12 protein-coding genes and 1 tRNA gene are annotated in these 13,594 nt (G+C 55.7%); 6 read left to right on the forward strand and 7 right to left on the reverse strand.

What is annotated here, in order from left to right; translation table 11 throughout:
• Positions 1-23: 23 nt before the first annotated feature.
• From IEW12_RS09045 to IEW12_RS09055, 3 genes are all read right to left on the reverse strand, one after another.
• Positions 24-1,673 carry a pseudouridine synthase gene (locus IEW12_RS09045; protein WP_188565750.1) on the reverse strand — a complete coding sequence of 550 codons (1,650 nt, stop codon included), beginning with the start codon at positions 1,671-1,673 and terminating at the stop codon, positions 24-26.
• Positions 1,660-2,712, reverse strand: coding sequence for an SMC-Scp complex subunit ScpB (scpB, locus tag IEW12_RS09050; RefSeq protein ID WP_188565751.1), 1,053 nt, complete (start codon positions 2,710-2,712; stop codon positions 1,660-1,662). The genes IEW12_RS09045 and scpB overlap by 14 nt, the downstream gene beginning before the upstream one ends.
• Before the next feature lie 324 nt (positions 2,713-3,036).
• A tRNA-Met gene (locus IEW12_RS09055) sits at positions 3,037-3,113 on the reverse strand.
• Positions 3,114-3,391: 278 nt separating this feature from the next.
• Here IEW12_RS09055 and IEW12_RS09060 point away from each other — a divergent pair.
• From IEW12_RS09060 to IEW12_RS09080, 5 genes are all read left to right on the forward strand, one after another.
• Positions 3,392-3,967, forward strand: coding sequence for an NUDIX hydrolase (locus IEW12_RS09060; RefSeq protein WP_188565752.1), 576 nt, complete (start codon positions 3,392-3,394; stop codon positions 3,965-3,967).
• A 65-nt stretch (positions 3,968-4,032) separates the two neighbouring features.
• The gene (aat, locus tag IEW12_RS09065) at positions 4,033-4,746 is read left to right on the forward strand and encodes a leucyl/phenylalanyl-tRNA--protein transferase (RefSeq protein ID WP_188565753.1); all 714 of its coding nucleotides are present in this window, start codon (positions 4,033-4,035) and stop codon (positions 4,744-4,746) included.
• Between the two features lie 33 nt (positions 4,747-4,779).
• Positions 4,780-5,508, forward strand: coding sequence for an arginyltransferase (locus IEW12_RS09070; protein WP_188565754.1), 729 nt, complete (start codon positions 4,780-4,782; stop codon positions 5,506-5,508).
• Positions 5,509-5,595: 87 nt separating this feature from the next.
• Entirely contained in the window at positions 5,596-6,639 is a 1,044-nt protein-coding gene (locus IEW12_RS09075) for a quinone-dependent dihydroorotate dehydrogenase (RefSeq protein ID WP_188565755.1), read from the forward strand.
• A gap of 80 nt (positions 6,640-6,719) precedes the next feature.
• Positions 6,720-7,763: an aldo/keto reductase gene (locus IEW12_RS09080; RefSeq protein ID WP_188565756.1), complete on the forward strand. Its 1,044-nt coding sequence runs from the start codon at positions 6,720-6,722 to the stop codon at positions 7,761-7,763.
• Positions 7,764-7,839: 76 nt separating this feature from the next.
• On the opposite strand, the gene IEW12_RS09085 is transcribed toward IEW12_RS09080, so the two are convergent.
• Positions 7,840-8,778 (reverse strand): peptidylprolyl isomerase, encoded by a 939-nt coding sequence (locus IEW12_RS09085; protein ID WP_229751019.1) that lies wholly within the window; start codon positions 8,776-8,778, stop codon positions 7,840-7,842.
• Positions 8,779-8,928: 150 nt separating this feature from the next.
• Between IEW12_RS09085 and IEW12_RS09090 the strand changes: the two genes are divergently transcribed.
• Positions 8,929-10,347 (forward strand): alpha/beta fold hydrolase, encoded by a 1,419-nt coding sequence (locus IEW12_RS09090; protein ID WP_188566756.1) that lies wholly within the window; start codon positions 8,929-8,931, stop codon positions 10,345-10,347.
• A 74-nt stretch (positions 10,348-10,421) separates the two neighbouring features.
• On the opposite strand, the gene IEW12_RS09095 is transcribed toward IEW12_RS09090, so the two are convergent.
• Genes IEW12_RS09095 through IEW12_RS09105 form a run of 3 tightly spaced genes read right to left on the reverse strand, consistent with a single transcriptional unit; the run spans position 10,422 to position 13,358 of the window.
• The gene (locus IEW12_RS09095) at positions 10,422-10,631 is read right to left on the reverse strand and encodes a hypothetical protein (protein ID WP_188565757.1); all 210 of its coding nucleotides are present in this window, start codon (positions 10,629-10,631) and stop codon (positions 10,422-10,424) included.
• Positions 10,628-12,868, reverse strand: coding sequence for a xanthine dehydrogenase family protein molybdopterin-binding subunit (locus IEW12_RS09100; RefSeq protein ID WP_188565758.1), 2,241 nt, complete (start codon positions 12,866-12,868; stop codon positions 10,628-10,630). The genes IEW12_RS09095 and IEW12_RS09100 overlap by 4 nt, the downstream gene beginning before the upstream one ends.
• Before the next feature lie 31 nt (positions 12,869-12,899).
• The gene (locus tag IEW12_RS09105) at positions 12,900-13,358 is read right to left on the reverse strand and encodes a (2Fe-2S)-binding protein (protein WP_188565759.1); all 459 of its coding nucleotides are present in this window, start codon (positions 13,356-13,358) and stop codon (positions 12,900-12,902) included.
• Positions 13,359-13,594: the final 236 nt, after the last annotated feature.

The following is a 13,594-nucleotide window of genomic DNA, read 5'->3' on the forward strand; positions in this document are numbered from 1 at the left end:
TCGTTTCCGACATTACAACAAAATTACTTACCCCTGGCGCGCCTGCGCTGCGCAATGCCCTGGCCGATCGCCTGGCCGCTGCCGCGCACGGTACCACCCCGGCGATGGCCTGCATCCGGGAAGCCCAGCGCAGTTTGCAAAGGATCCGGCTGGCGGCTACGGCCACCCGGCTTCTTATTGCCAAAATCGCCACCAGCATCCCTGTTGCCATTACCCCGGTTGCCGAAATCGCCACCACTTCGGGATACCGGCGCACCAAAAGGCTTGCTGAAAGGCTTGTCAAATGGCCTGCCGAAGGGATCTGCAGGGCGAGCCTTGTTGCCGTCGCGGCCAAAATTGCCGCCTTTGGCTTTCGCGCCGGCGGCTGGCTTATCGCCGCCCGCTTTTTCCAGGCCGCTGATTTTCAGCAAATCACGCACTGCCGCTTCTTCCATTTCTTCCCAGCGACCGCGCTTCAGGCCGGAAGGCAGCGTCATTACGCCGTAACGGGTACGAATCAGGCGGGAAACAGTCAGGCCGATAGCCTCGAACATACGGCGTACTTCGCGATTACGGCCTTCGCCGATAATCACGCGATACCATTTATTGACACCCTCGCCACCGCCGTCCATGATCTTGGAAAACTGCGCCAGACCATCTTCCAGCTCAACACCGGCCAGCAGTTTCTGGCGCATACCCTCTTCCAGCTCACCCAAGGTGCGAACCGCATATTCGCGCTCGATACCATAGCGCGGATGCATCAGGCGGTTAGCCAGGTCACCGGAAGTCGTAAACAGCAGCAGACCCTCGGTGTTGTAATCCAAACGCCCCACGGCCAGCCACTTACCCGCCTTCATCGTCGGCAAACTATCAAACACCGATGCGCGACCCTCAGGATCGCTGGTACTGACGATTTCGCCCGCAGGCTTGTGATAGACCAGAACGCGCGGTGGTTTTTTGCTGACCTTGCGCTGTATCAACTTGCCGTTGATACGCACCTGATCGGTCGGCAATATGCGCTGACCGATATGGGCAGGCTCGCCATTGACAGAAACACGGCCGGCAACGATCAGATCTTCCATATCACGGCGCGAACCAAGGCCGGCTTCTGCCAATACTTTGTGCAATTTCGGCGCATCATCATCCGCAGTCAGATCGCGGCGGACAGGCTTGGCCTGGCGTCCCTTGCCAGCCTTGGCATCTGCTTCGGCATGTGCGGCATCAAAAGCTTCGGAAGTAACAAAAGAAAATACCTCGTCAGCACCATTACCGGAAGCACGACCACCCTGACGGCCGCCCTTGCCCTGCGGCTGGCGCTTGCCACCACCTGCACCCGGCGTACGGGCATCACCCTTTTCACCACGCGGAGCGCGAGCTTCCCGCGCTTCACGCGGTTCTCTGTCGCTGCGCTTGCCTGCTTCATTTTTCTTGCGTGGATTGCGCGGCTGAGGCTTCGGTGCATCCCCGGCAACACCTTCGGCACCAGCGGCTACAACCTGATTTTCAGCCGAATCAACAGACACAGGCTGCTCGCCAGTTGCCGCATCCGTCTTGGAACGGGAACGGCGCATGTTTCTAGGCCCCCTGACGCCGCGCTTTGCGGGCCTCGCAGCCACATCCCCGCCATCGGAAGATTCTGGGGCAGTTGCGCCAGCCGCAGTTACATCAACGCCATCTGGATTATTTGAGTTCATCTTTTGCTTCTACATTGGCCTGGCCAAGCGACGAGTTTCCCTCGGCTTCATCCGCCAGATTGTTAATTGGTGCTTCAATTATTCCATCAGCAATGGAGTCTTGAAGATCTGCATTTTGCGAGCTCATCACAGTCTCGGCTGCAACGTCGCTGACAAGCGCTGCCTCTGTATCAACAGAGGTCGAGGCCTGCTCTTCTTCAGCAATGCCGGCGATATCATCGGCCGCATCACCTGTTTCTAAATCTTGATAATCTTGTGCATCGGGCTGAGATTCGCGCGCGATGCCCTGCTCCGCAGACACATCCTCAGGCGCAGCCCCGGATTCCGGCTGATCAGGCTCAGCCTCTGCAGCGGAAGCTTCAACCCCATCCAGCAGTTCCGGCTGATCAACAGCAACAACTCCATTTTCAGCATCATCAGCAACAACGGGCACCTGGACGGCATTGGCAAACATACCTTCTTCCAGCGCCTCCAGCTCCGGCGCGCCTGTGCCCTCCACATCATCCTTGCTAACCTGCTGCAGTGGCGGCAACTGATCCAGCGACGCTAGGCCCAGGTCATCCAGAAACTGCTTGGTTGTTGCAAACAGAGAAGGCCGTCCCGGCACATCCCGGTGCCCTATGGTTTCTATCCAGCCGCGGTCTTCCAGCATTTTGACCATCTGGGAACTCACCGTGACACCACGGATTTCCTCGATATCGCCACGAGTTACCGGCTGGCGGTAAGCGATGATGGCCAAGGTTTCCAAAGTGGCGCGCGAGTATTTGGGCGGCTTCTCGGGATTGAGCCTGTCTATATAGGCACGCATCTCCGGCCTGCTTTGAAAGCGCCAGCCAGTAGACAAACCCACCAGCTCTATGCCCTTGTCGGACCAGTCGCTGCGCAATTGCTCCAGCATCGATTTGATGGTATCCGCTCCGACAATATCACTTTGATCATCGCTGTCGAGAAACAGCTTTTTCATTGTATTGATGGTAAGCGGCTCGTGCGCACATAACAGCGCGGTTTCGAGGACTCGCTTGGCCTCAGCAGTATTCATGCAAACTCTTTAGTTTATAAGCAGAACGTCAGCATTGAATGAAGCCAGCTAATTAGCCGAGCCCCAGAAAATACCAATGCTGTTATTTTTCACTGTATTCGCCATCAATGATGCAATAGCGTACCGCCAGTGTGTGCCACTCAGGCAATATTGGATCAATACCGTCTTCCCTCACCGGCAAACTGAAATGATATTCATGACAATCAGCGGGGACAGCAGATCAATTTAGTAGACACTGGATTGTAGTCCAGATTTTCTATTATGATCAAAAATAATCTTAAGGCTAATAAAAAAGCCACGTAATACGTGGCTTTTTTAAATAACTGGTTGCGGGGGCAGGATTTGAACCTACGACCTTCGGGTTATGAGCCCGACGAGCTGCCAGACTGCTCCACCCCGCGTCTGAAGAATGAAACTATACATGGTTTTGCTGCTTTGCGCAAACTGTTTTGAAGATTTCCTTAGCAGCTCGCCGATTCAACGCAGTAGCGGTATGCCGCTGCCTGATTCATCAAGCGCAAAAACCTGCACCATTTAGTTGCCGCGGCACGAAGCGCCGGCAGGTAATATTTACACGTTGCGGTGATACACTCCCATATCAATATGCAATTCAACCAAGCCGCCTGCGCCATTGGTAAAATAGCGCACCCGCTCCCGATACACTTCCTTTATCTGACATATGAAATTTTGCTCCGAATGCGCAACGCCGGTAGTAGTGCAGATTCCCGCCGATGACACGCGCGAACGCTTTGTCTGCCCGGCCTGCGGGACGATTCATTATCAGAACCCGAAAATGGTCGTGGGGTCCATCCCCGTATGGGAGCAGGACGGCGTGGTCCGCATACTGCTGTGCAAACGGGCGATAGAACCACGCTATGGCTACTGGACTTTGCCGGCAGGCTTCATGGAAAATAATGAAACCACTGGCCAGGCCGCGCAAAGGGAAACCGAGGAAGAAGCCGGCGCCAATATACAGTTGCATGAATTGTTCTCGATACTGAATGTCCCGCATGTGCATCAGGTACATTTATTTTATCGCGCCACGCTGCTGGATCTGGATTACAAGGCAGGCGTAGAAAGCCTGGATGTTCAGCTATTCACAGAAAAAGATATCCCCTGGGACGATATTGCCTTCCCTACCGTCAGCCATACGCTGAAATTTTTCTTCGCCGACCTGGCCAGGATCAGGGATGGCGTCGGCAGCTACGGCACGCATGCGCTGGATATCTTTAAACCCATGCGCAGCACCACCTAGCGCACGAATAAGCTCAAATAAGCACGAATAAGACCGGCATATTTTCCGCAATACTGGAGCAAGCTTTGATTCCCTGGCTGGAAGCTGATACCCCTTTCCCTGATGTCACGCTGGCCTTGAAAGAAGAAGACGGTGCCGCCGGGCTGCTGGCAGCAGGTGCCGATCTGTCGCCGGACCGCCTGCTGGATGCTTACAGGCACGGCATCTTCCCCTGGTTTTCCGAAGGCCAGCCCATATTGTGGTGGTCTACCGATCCCCGCATGGTGCTGATGACAGCCGATTTCAAAGTTTCCGATAGCCTGAAGAAAAAGCTGAAGAAGCTGGACAAGGACACCCACTGGGAGATCCGCTTTGACAGCGCCTTTGAACAAGTAATGAGAGCCTGTGCCGCGCCGCGCAGGGACGGTGCAGGCACCTGGATATCGGAAGAGATCGTTGCCGGTTATACTGGGCTGCATCGCCGGGGGCATGCCCATTCATCCGAAGTCTGGCTGGACGGCGAATTGGTAGGCGGAGCCTATGGTGTCTGCATAGGGCAAATGTTTTACGGTGAATCAATGTTTGCAAGGGTAAGCGATGCCTCCAAGATTGCCCTGGCGCATCTGGTGCATTTCCTCGCAAGAAAAGGCGTGAAAATGATAGACTGCCAGCAAGAAACAGCGCATCTGGCCTCCCTGGGAGCCGCACCGATCTCTCGCGCAGAGTTTCTTGATTGGGTGCAACAGGCTATCAATGCGCCGGACATCGTCGACTGGAAACCCATTCCGTGGGGCAAATGAGATGTGTAATTAGTCAATTCAAGTGAGCCCCAAGTGAGCCAACTCAACGAACTCCCGTTTTCCAGCATACAGTTTTATGCAACCGCACCCTATCCATGTAGCTACCTGGACGGTTTGCAGGCACGCTCGCAGGTGGCAACACCGGCCCACCTGATCAATGCCGACGCCTATTCCGAACTGGTGAAAAACGGTTTTCGCCGCAGCGGCATCTTTACCTATCGCCCGCACTGCGACGGTTGCAACGCCTGCACGCCGGTTCGCGTCAGGACTGCGGAGTTTGTTCCCAACCGCAGCCAGCGCCGCGCTGAAATCCGGCACGGCAAACTGAGCACCCGCATCACCACGCTGGCCTATGTGCATGAGCACTATGCGCTTTACCTGCGCTACCAGAACGCCAGGCATGCCGGCGGAGGCATGGACCACGACAGCCGCGACCAGTACGCACAGTTCCTGCTGCAAAGCCGCGTGAACACCAGGCTGGTCGAGTTCCGTGACGAACACGGCGTGCTGCGCATGGTCAGCATCATTGATGTGCTCAATGACGGCCTGTCTTCTGTCTACACTTTCTATGATCCCGACGATGCCAGCGCCTCTTACGGCACCTATAATGTGCTGTGGCAAATCCGCCAGACCCAGGAACTGAATCTGCCTTACCTGTACCTGGGATACTGGATCAAGGCCAGCCCCAAGATGGCATACAAAACCAATTTCAAGCCGCTGGATGCCTTATTGCTGGGGCAATGGCAGGATCTGCAGGTCTAGGCCGCCAATTTTCGCCGCAGCCCGCATTTGGCCGACTATCATGCGGCGGATCCCAATTTAATTTTTTACTTCCTTACTGTTTTATTTATGTCCGACAAATTGTTATATGCACTGGCACGCCCCGTCCTGTTTTCCATGGATGCGGAAGACGCCCACCATTTCACGCTGCCCGCACTGAAACGCGCCGCCGCCATGGGCCTGACCGGACTGATGTCCAAACCCGCCGCTGACCCGCGTACCGTGATGGGCATCAGCTTTCCGAACCCAGTCGGACTGGCTGCTGGCCTGGACAAGGATGGCGCTTACATAGACGGCCTGGCGGCGCTGGGTTTCGGCTCCATAGAAATAGGCACAGTGACGCCGCGTGGGCAAGCCGGCAATCCGCGTCCTCGCATGTTCCGCCTGCCGGCCGCCAATGCCATCATCAACCGCATGGGCTTCAATAACGGCGGCGTCGATGCTTTCGTCAACAACGTGCAAGCCTCGCGCTTCTACCAGGACAAGCAGGGCGTACTGGGACTGAACATAGGCAAGAATGCTGATACACCGATAGAAAAAGCAGCGGACGACTACCTGCATTGCCTGGCGAAGGTCTACCCTTATGCCAGCTATGTCACAGTCAATATTTCCTCGCCCAATACCAAGAACCTGCGTCAGTTACAGGGTGCCAGTGAACTGGATGCGCTGTTGTCGCAACTGAAGGATGCGCAGCAGAGGCTGGCCGACCAGCACAAGCGCTATGTGCCGATCACCCTGAAGATTGCACCGGACATCGACGGCGAGCAAGTCAAGAATATTGCCGATGCGCTGTTGCGGCACAAGATAGATGGCGTCATTGCCACCAATACGACCATCACCCGCGACGCCGTCAAAGACCTGCCCTTCGGCGCAGAAGCCGGCGGCCTGTCTGGTGCGCCTGTATTTGAACTGTCCAATACCGTCGTCAAGGCACTCCATGCGGAACTGGGAGATGCTCTGCCCGTCATAGGCGTAGGCGGCATCCTGTCAGGCGCGGATGCAGCAGTAAAAATGAAGGCAGGCGCATCGCTGGTGCAGTTGTACTCCGGCCTGATCTACCGCGGCCCAGCCCTGGTCAGGGAGTGCGCTGCAGCTTTGCGAAAATCCAGATAAAGTAAGGCTCCTGCTTAGAACGCATCTCATGAATGCTCGTGAGATGCGTTTTAAATCAACCATCCTCAGACGACATCATCATGCAAACGATTCAACTCGGCACAAGCAAGCTGCAAGTCTCCAAGATCTGCCTGGGCACCATGACCTTTGGCCAGCAAAATACCGAAGCAGAAGCACATAGTCAACTGGACTATGCGGCTGAGCGCGGCATCAATTTCATCGATACTGCCGAAATGTATCCGGTGCAGCCGCGTGCCGAGACGCAGGGGTCGACCGAGCGCTATATTGGTACCTGGCTGAAAAAATCAGGCAAGCGCAGCGATGTCGTCCTGGCGACCAAAGCCGCAGGTCCTTCGCGCGGCTTTGGCTGGATACGTAATGGCAGCACCGACCTGACTCCGGAAAATATCCGCGCCGCCGTTGAAACCAGTTTGCAACGCCTGCAAACCGACTATATCGACTTGTACCAGTTGCACTGGCCTAGCCGCAACGCCCCTATCTTTGGTCAAAAGACCTTTGACCCGTCACTGGAAAGAGAGTCAGTGGCAATTGCCGATACGCTGGGTGCGCTGGATCAGTTGGTGAAGGCGGGGAAACTACGCGCGATCGGCGTGTCAAACGAAACGCCATGGGGCGTCAGCGAATTCATCAAGCAGTCGGAAAAACTGGATGCAGCGCGTATCGCATCGATACAAAATCCGTATAACCTGATCAACCGCAGTTTCGAACAAGGCCTGGATGAGACCTGCTTCCGCGAAAATGTCGGCCTGCTGGTCTATAGCCCGCTCGCGTTCGGCCAGCTCAGCGCAAAGTACGTCGACGACGCGAAAGCGCATGGCCGCCTGACCATCTTCCCTCCAACCTGGAGCCCGCGCTATCTGCGTCCCGGCGTTTTTGCCGCGACCAAGCGTTATGCAGAGCTGGCGCGCGCCAATGGCATGACGCCCGCGCAGATGGCTCTGGCCTGGTGCTATTCGAGAAAGCTGGTTGCCAGTACCATCATAGGAGCGACCACGATGGAGCAATTGCAGGAAAACATCGACGCCTTCAGCATCGTGCTGTCTGACGAACTGGTCGCGGCTATCAATGCCATCCACGCCGAGATGCCTAATCCAGCCCAATAAGCGGCAATGTAATCAGGGAGGTATTGCGGCCTGACGGCACAATACCTCCCTTATTTTTTGTTCCTGGCTTCTTAGCCTATTTTTGAGCGCGCACTACGATAGGTACATTGCACAGTTCGATATAGCCCGCAGCATATTTATACCAGTCGCCACCGCGATTGCGCTGCGCTTCCACGATCGCTGTGAAAGTCGGCGTATCGGTGCGGATCACCTCCAGATTGGTGCGATCCGCAGCTGGCACATCGGCGGCGATGCGGATGGATTTGATGGGCACCTGCTGCTCCGGTTTTTCATAAAACCCCAATGCTCCTGTGCCGCGCGGCAAAGAAGACAGCAATTCCATGCCTTGCATCACACGCCCTACCAGGGTCACATTCCTGTCCAACTGGCGCGGCGCGTGGCCGGTGACCACATATAATTCAGTACCGCCGCCGCTATCGGAAGCCGTATCGCGGCCGGCCCCTACCATGCCGTAGCAATGCGCCAGCCAGGCACGGCCGGTTTTAGGATCGCGCCCTGCAGGCATGCCATTCGCATGGCCGACTTGCGAAGCGTAGCCATCGGCATCAGGCAGCCGCGTAAAAGGCAGGCTTGCCGCGTAGTTGACGGTAAATTCCTCAGCCAGCGCTTTCTTTGCCGTTTTGATTTCCTTCTTCTCTGTAGGATCACCCCATTGAACGACATAGTTGTCCTGCGAACGCAGTATGACCAAGCCATCGAAATAATTTTCGCGCACCAGGGCCTTGATATTATTCACATGATTAGGCGCAAAATTGGGCGCCAGCTCTATCACTACCCTGCCCTGCGGCAGATCCAGATACAGCGTGTTTTGCAGATCCAGCGGCCGCCAGTCGCCAGGCTTGGAGGCCTTGATCAGGTCCGCCATCATCGGTTTATTGACGGCTTCCTTGGCTTGCACCGCATCGGCGGCCAGCGCATTACCGGAAAAAATACCGGACAAAGCGACTCCGGCAACAAGGCCGGACATCGTATGGCCAACTTTAAAAACCTGCATGAACTTCTCCTTTTATCTTTGTTACCTCGGCGAGAACTGATCGTGACTTGTGCGCAATGTTTGTCTATGATGTGCCTAAATATAACAAGCGGAAACATTACGCGAGCGCGTCTTGTTTGTCCACACGATAGCTTAATCCAGGAGACGATGATGCAAAAACGACGCATGCTTTTGCGGGCCACAATATTGCTGCCCCTGGCGCTGCTAGGCGCCTGCAATACCCCCGCAAAAATACAGTCTTCCTCGACCATTAAACCTCCGCTGGTATTTGTACACGGCAATGGAGATACTGCAGCCCTGTGGCAAACCACCCTATGGCGCTACGAATCCAATGGCTGGCCGAGCGATCGCCTGTATGCGATCGATTTCCCGTATCCGCTGGCGCGCGATGAAGACGACAAGTCACAAGCCGGCCGTACATCTACTGCTGAACAAATGGATTACCTGCAGAAAGAAGTGGATAAGATATTGGAAACGACCGGTGCCGACAAAGTCATACTAATCGCCAACTCACGCGGCGGCAATGCGGTACGCAACCTGGTGCTGAAGGAATACCAGGCCGGCCCCGGAGCAATCAAGGTCAGTCACGCAATATTGGGCGGAACGCCAAATCATGGCGTATGGGCCATCAAGGGATTTCGTGAAACGAACGAATTCTCAGGGACCGGTCCTTTTTTGAGCAGGCTGAACGCAGAAAAGAATAAGGCAGGCGATGAGGTCACTGGCCCCGTAAAATGGTTGACAATACGCTCTGACAACAATGATAAATTTGCGCAGCCAGATGGCGTCTGGATAGGCGCCAAAGGCACTGCAACAAATATTACCTACGCTGGCCCGGAATTGAAGGGAGCCACCAATATCACAATCTCCGGTATCGATCACAGGGAAACTTCGTATAGTCCAGCAGCTTTTACTGCCAGCTACCAGTTCATCACCGGCCTGGCCCCGGCCACAACGGAGATCAAGCCTGAATCCAGCATACAATTGAGCGGCAAGGTCACGGGCCTGGGCGTCAATTCAAGTGACGCCAGCACCGGCAACTTCTCCAATAATCTTCCCTTACCGGGGGCACACCTGGATATCTATTTAGTCGAAGACAGCCAGGGGAAAGCCGCTGGATCACGCAAAGGCTCGGCTGCTTACAGTCAGCAAATCGGCAGTGACGGGAAATGGGGGCCATTTGACGCAAAACCCGGTATAGCTTACGAGTTCGTGATTGCGGCACCCGGCTACGCAACCACCCATATCTACCGCAGCCCTTTCCCGCGCTCCAGCGACATTATCCATCTGCGCGCGGAGCGGATTGCCGATGCCGACAAGGGAGCAAAGAGCATAGTGATCATGACGCGTCCGCGCGGCTATCTGGATTCCGCACGCGACAACATGCTGTTTGATGGAAAGCTGCCACCCGGCCTGCCGCCGTCCGGAGCAGGCATCTCTGCCAGCAAGCTGAAACTGGATAGTGTTGAACCACGCAGTATCAGTGCAGAATTTAATGGAGAAAAAGTGTCCGGGCTTACCTGGGACGCGCAGCAAGGACATCTGGTATTTCTGGAAATCAGCCAATAAACTGCTCTCTGCTCTAAAAAAAAACCGGAGCATTGTTCCGTTTTTTTTACATGCCACTCCTGTCCAGGGACTTATTACTGGCCACTGGCAGGTTTGCTGCAGTGCGCATCCTTGAAAGGTCCACTCAATATTTCCCAGCCGTCCCCGGGGGTCGTTTGCGCACAAATCGTATAGTTATTGAATTTGCTCTTCCACCGAAAGTAAGCCGCGGGACCTGCCAGCACGGCGGAAGCCGCCAGTGCCAGCACGCATCCTGTCAGCAAGGCTTTCGTTCCGCTTCTCATGCTTTAACTGCCGATGCCATATCAAACGGCAATTTGCGCAAGCGCTTGCCGGTGAGTTTGGCGATCGCATTGGCATAAGCCGGCGCCAGCGGCGGCAAACCCGGCTCACCCATGCCGGTAGGAGGATCTTCCGACTGCACGATATGCACCGCGATTTTCGGCATTTCATTCATCCTGGCGACCGTGTAGTCACTGAAATTCTGCTGCTCTACCACGCCGTCCTTCAAGGTGATGGCGGCACCCGGCAAGGTCGTGCCGAAGCCCATCAGTGCTGCGCCCTGCACCTGCGCCTCTATCGTCATCGGATTGATCGCACGGTTGCAATGTATGCCGGCCGTCACGCTGTGCAGCTTCGACTCGCCTTTCGTCACTGAAGCCTCGACTACGTAAGCCACGACCGTGCCAAAGGATTCATGCACGGCCACACCCCAGGCATGGCCTTTCGGCAGCGGCTTTTTGCCATAGCCTGATTTGCTGACTGCCAGATCGAGCGCAGCCAGATGGCGCGGATGCTTGTCGCCTATCAATTTCTTGCGATAAGCGACAGGGTCCATCTTCGCTGCATGCGCTGCTTCGTCTATCAGGGTTTCCATCACAAAACCGGTGTGGGTAGATCCCACCGAACGCCACCACAGCACGGGGACATTGGTCTTCACATTGTGCACCGATAATTTCATCGGTACTTCATAGGGATCGCCCATGCCCTCCACCATCGTGCTGTCCACGCCATTTTTGACCATGAAGGCCTCAAACGGCGTACCTGCCAGGATGGATTGCCCGACTATCGTATGATTCCACGCGATGATATTGCCCTTGCTGTCCAGGCCGATTTCCGCCCTGTGCAGATGAGACGGGCGATAGTAGCCACCCTTGATATCGTCTTCACGGCTCCAGATCACTTTCAAAGGACCAGATTTGCCGCTGGCACGATAGGTCTTTGCAATATTCGTCGCTTCCACCAGGTAGTCCGAGGTAGGCACTGCCCTGCGGCCAAAGCCGCCGCCCGCCATCATCGTATTCAGTGTTACCTTCTCCACCGGCAAACCTGCGGTGCGTGCAATCGCGCCTTGGTCCACCGTCTGGAACTGCGTGCCCGCCCATACCGTACAGGCGTCTGCAGTCAAATCAATCGTGCAATTGAGCGGCTCCATGGGCGCATGCGCCAGGTAGGGGAATTCGTACTCCGCGGTGATTTTTTTGGCGGCGCTGGCCAGCTTGGACACATCGGCGTCTTTCGCTACCAGGCCAGGCTGTTTCGCCAGGGCCTTGTATGCAGCGAACTGCTGCTCACTGCTGACCTTTTCCACGCCTGACGTATCCCACACCACTTGCAATGCATCGCGCCCTTGCTTGGCGGGCCAGTAACCGCTGGCGATCACCACAACACCCTGGCCGCCGCGGTCGGTCACCACCTGCAGCACATCGATCACACCCGGGATTGCCTTGGCTTTGCTGGCATCGAAACTCGTCACCTTGGCGCCGAATACCGGCGGCCTGGCAACCACGGCAACCTTCATATTCGGCACGCTGAAGTCGATACCGAACTGCTGAGTACCGCTGGATTTCGCACGCGCGTCAAGACGCGGCGTCGGCTTGCCGATGAACTGAAAATCCTTGGGATCTTTAAGTGTCACTTTCTCAGGCACTGGCAGCAGCATTGCTGCGTTGGCCAGCGAACCGTAGCTGGCAGATTGCCCTGTAGGTCCCAGCACCATGCCTTTGGAAGTTTTGCATTCTTCCGGCTTGACCTGCCATTGCTTAGCAGCGGCAGCAATCAGCATCGCTCGTGCCCTGGCGCCGATTTCACGGTATTGCGTATAGGAATGCGCAACAGAACCTGATCCGCCCGTCATCTGCATGCCGAAAACCGGATCCTTGTAGGCATCGCCGGCTGATGCCAGCTCACCACGCACCTGCGACCAATCGCAATCCAGCTCATCGGCCAGCAGCATGGGCAGGCTGGTATGTACGCCCTGGCCGAATTCCAGGCGGTTGACGGCAATCGTTACCGTATTGTCCGGCGCTATCCGCAAAAAAGCATTCGGTGCAGAGATCGGGGCTGGCGGTGTCTGTGCCTGGGCAAATCGCCCGCCACCCGCCGGCAGCCAAAAGCCAAGCACCAGCCCGCTACCGACTACGCCGGAGGTTTTCAAAAAACGGCGGCGCGACATGGCCGGCGAGACAAGCTGCTCACCCAATAGCAAGGGGCCGGGTACATTCATCCATTCAGTACGCATGATCTTTCTCCTTGATGACGGTCGGCGCGGCTCAGGCTAATGCCTTGGAGGCATCCTTGATTGCAGCACGTATCCTTTGATACGTACCGCAACGGCAAATATTGCCGCTCATCGCTTCGTCAATATCCTTGTCGCTAGGAGCCTTGTTCACTTTCAGCAAAGCCGTCGCGCTCATTACCTGGCCACTCTGGCAATAGCCGCATTGCGGCACGTCATTCTTGACCCATGCATCCTGCACTGCCTTGCCTACCGTGTCGGCAGCCATCGCTTCTATCGTTGTGATTTTTTGGCCGACCGCGGCGGAAATGGGGGTCACGCAAGAGCGTATTGGCTGGCCATTCAGGTGAACGGTGCAGGCGCCGCACAAGGCAGCACCGCAGCCGAACTTGGTGCCTGTCATTTGCAGGCTATCGCGCAAGGTCCACAAGATAGGGGTGGATGGATCGATGTCCACCTGAGTATCGCGACCATTGATATTAAGTGTGACCATCTCGTGCTCCTGTTGATATGTTGGCTAAGGAAGCGCTGAGGCTAAAAAAGAGCCTGCGCTTCCGCTTGCTATGACTTTCTGTACTATTGTTTGCGATACTGCTGAACTGCTGAACTGTTATTTCGGAACGTGGCCCAGAGGCGGAGTAAAGTATTTGCAAAAGGAATATAGCTTATTTTAACTCTGCCCGCAGACACTCCACAAAAACATGCGGACCGGCATCTGTTTATGGATGT

This window comes from Parundibacterium terreum (assembly GCF_014636315.1).
Taxonomy (GTDB): domain Bacteria; phylum Pseudomonadota; class Gammaproteobacteria; order Burkholderiales; family Burkholderiaceae_D; genus Undibacterium; species Undibacterium terreum.

What these genes read in the sequence shown, in the direction of transcription:
- IEW12_RS09100 (WP_188565758.1), bottom strand. Translation starts at nt 12,868, where the DNA reads ATGCGTACTGAATGGATGAATGTACCCGGCCCCTTGCTATTGGGTGAG.
- IEW12_RS09075 (WP_188565755.1), top strand. Translation starts at nt 5,596, where the DNA reads ATGTCCGACAAATTGTTATATGCACTGGCACGCCCCGTCCTGTTTTCC.
- IEW12_RS09080 (WP_188565756.1), top strand. Translation starts at nt 6,720, where the DNA reads ATGCAAACGATTCAACTCGGCACAAGCAAGCTGCAAGTCTCCAAGATC.
- IEW12_RS09060 (WP_188565752.1), top strand. Translation starts at nt 3,392, where the DNA reads ATGAAATTTTGCTCCGAATGCGCAACGCCGGTAGTAGTGCAGATTCCC.
- IEW12_RS09090 (WP_188566756.1), top strand. Translation starts at nt 8,929, where the DNA reads ATGCAAAAACGACGCATGCTTTTGCGGGCCACAATATTGCTGCCCCTG.
- IEW12_RS09045 (WP_188565750.1), bottom strand. Translation starts at nt 1,673, where the DNA reads ATGAACTCAAATAATCCAGATGGCGTTGATGTAACTGCGGCTGGCGCA.
- IEW12_RS09085 (WP_229751019.1), bottom strand. Translation starts at nt 8,778, where the DNA reads ATGCAGGTTTTTAAAGTTGGCCATACGATGTCCGGCCTTGTTGCCGGA.
- IEW12_RS09095 (WP_188565757.1), bottom strand. Translation starts at nt 10,631, where the DNA reads ATGAGAAGCGGAACGAAAGCCTTGCTGACAGGATGCGTGCTGGCACTG.
- IEW12_RS09105 (WP_188565759.1), bottom strand. Translation starts at nt 13,358, where the DNA reads ATGGTCACACTTAATATCAATGGTCGCGATACTCAGGTGGACATCGAT.
- scpB (WP_188565751.1), bottom strand. Translation starts at nt 2,712, where the DNA reads ATGAATACTGCTGAGGCCAAGCGAGTCCTCGAAACCGCGCTGTTATGT.